Source organism: Actinospineispora acaciae DSM 45401 (assembly GCF_000620785.1).
Taxonomy (GTDB): domain Bacteria; phylum Actinomycetota; class Actinomycetes; order Mycobacteriales; family Pseudonocardiaceae; genus Pseudonocardia; species Pseudonocardia acaciae.
Window position 1 is genome coordinate 1 of the sequence record NZ_JIAI01000073.1, and the last position, 2,240, is coordinate 2,240.

General features: G+C 61.3%; 1 protein-coding gene. It reads right to left on the bottom strand.

The features are described 5' to 3' along the window. The coding region (locus N912_RS64405) for an MFS transporter (RefSeq protein ID WP_156994472.1) at positions 1–2,240 on the bottom strand (2,240 nt) is incomplete at both ends.

Sequence of the window (2,240 nt, forward strand, 5' to 3'; positions counted from 1 at the left end):
GGGCGCGAGGTCCAGGAAGGCCTGCTCCTGACCGGCCCGCCAAGAGCCGCGCATCACCGCGCCGTTGTGGCCGCCCCCGCCGTTGCCGCCGCCGGGTGGGGTTCGGTGCCGTTTCGTGAGGTGGGCGCCGAGCCGTCGGGCCGCCGTCTTGACGTGGGTGCGCGCGGCGCGCGGCGCCGTCACGCCCGCGTGGGCAACGGCCTTGGCCGCCCGGCCGATGGCGCCGTGCCAGCGGTGGATGGCCCAGCTCAGCCCGAGCAGCCCGGCCTCGACGCCGGCTACCGCGAGCGCGATCCAGCGGTAGTCGCCGCCGGTGCGATACCAGGTGGCCAGGCCGGCGCCGAAGCCGGCGACGCCGACCAGCGCGATGTAGCCGAAGAAGTGCCAGCTCCGCTGGCCATCCGGCGGGGCGTTGGGCCAGATCGCCCAGCGCGCGGTCGGCTTGCGAGGTGTCTGTTCCGCCAGCGCCGACAGCTCGCTGATCACCTCGTTGAGCTCGGCGTTGAGTTCGGTGACCTGTTCGATGAGCTTTTTAATTGGCTTCTCGTATTCAGCCTTTTGATCTTTTTCGCGTGGAACTCCACCTTCCCTGCTTTGTTTTTGGGCAGCACGCACGGCGTTGCGTAGTTGTGAGATTTCAGCGGCTCCCCTACCGAGCTTGCCCACTAGCTTGCGAGTCTCTCCATCGTCTCGAGATGATCGTGGCGCATCCGCTAGCCGAGCGCGAACGGTGTCGATACCTTCGATGGCGCGCTCGGCGAGGTCTTTCAGAACGCGGTCGGCAAGGGCAAGTTCAGCATCAACGAAATCACGTGCCGCGCGGAGTGGAGAAAAGACTATCCACAAGGATCCCGCCCACATGCCACCCATGGCTATCATGCTGACCAATGGAAGACCAATCTGATCGCCCATCAGGTCGCTTAACGCGCCACCAGTCACTGCGCCCGCGAGCGCCCCAAGTCCTGTCAGCCAAGTCAGTGATGCGGTAACACGTGAACGCATCTCTTTTGGCGGAGATCGCCTAAGGTACTCACCTGAGAGAACAAATCCAAGCCTACCTGCGACATAGAAGGAGACCATTCCAGCGCCAGCGAAGGTCAGCCTCATCCAGTTCGCGGGAACAAAGGGGGCGATCCCATAGAGCAGGGAGACCGGTCCAATCAAGACGGGAACGACGAGGAACGTTCGCGCGGAACCGATCCGAGCGGAAATCCTCGGAGCCACGACAACACTGAGCAAACCAGCGCCGACTCCGGCGGTAAAGAGCACGCCGACAGTCAAGGGGGAGAAGTCCATCACCTTCGTCAGAAGTGGATAGTAGGTTGCCAAGTACATCGTAGAGAAGAACGAGTTTGTTGTATTTCTCGCCGCGATTTCCCGCAAGATTCGATAAGTGGCCACAAAGCGCAGCCCGTCGACTATCTCCTTCCAAATCGTTGCAATACTGGATCCAACCGCGGAGACCGACCCTCGGTTCGCAATGCGCCACCAGTCGGCCTTTCCCTTCTTCTCGGTGGACCGTTGAGAACCTTCCCGCTTCATGTCCGCGTTCGGCTTCGTGTCGGACGCACCACGGATGCGCGACAACGAGCCGGCGCTGAATAGATAAGAGAACGCGTCGACGGTCGACGTGGCGACCGGGCCAAAAAATGTGGCCAGAAGGCCGCCGATGCCTAGCCCAGCGGAATAAGCGGTGTCCGACCCAGTCTTCATTTTCCTTATAGCATCGTCGAGTCGGTGGCTCATCATTTGATCCATATGGCGACTGGTAGCGACACCGAAGAAGGCTGACAGTGCGGCACTGGCCCCCGCTACCAGGTAAACCTGCCACATCTGCAGAAGACCGAACCATCCGACGACTGGAACCGAGAACATCAGTATGAATTGGGCTATAGCGATCCTTATCATCAGTCGGAGCGGTTTCACTCGATCGACCAGCGGTCCGGCCAACAGTCCGACCACCACACCCGGCAGGCGCTCCACAGCGGTTAGCAACCCGATCTGGGTGTTTGATGCGTTTAGTTGGCTCAGTGCGATTTGCTTAAAGGCTTCCAGCCCCATAGCCGATCCGAGATCGTCAACGAAGCTCCCCCACCAGTACGGTTTGAAGCCTCGGTCCAGCTGGAGCTGCTCGACGATCTCGGCAGCGTCCTTGTCGTGGGTCAGGCCCGCTTCATTGCTCTCGTGCTCGTGGCGTTGGCGGTGGAAGAAGTCCTCGTGATCTCTCAGTCGATTGAGCA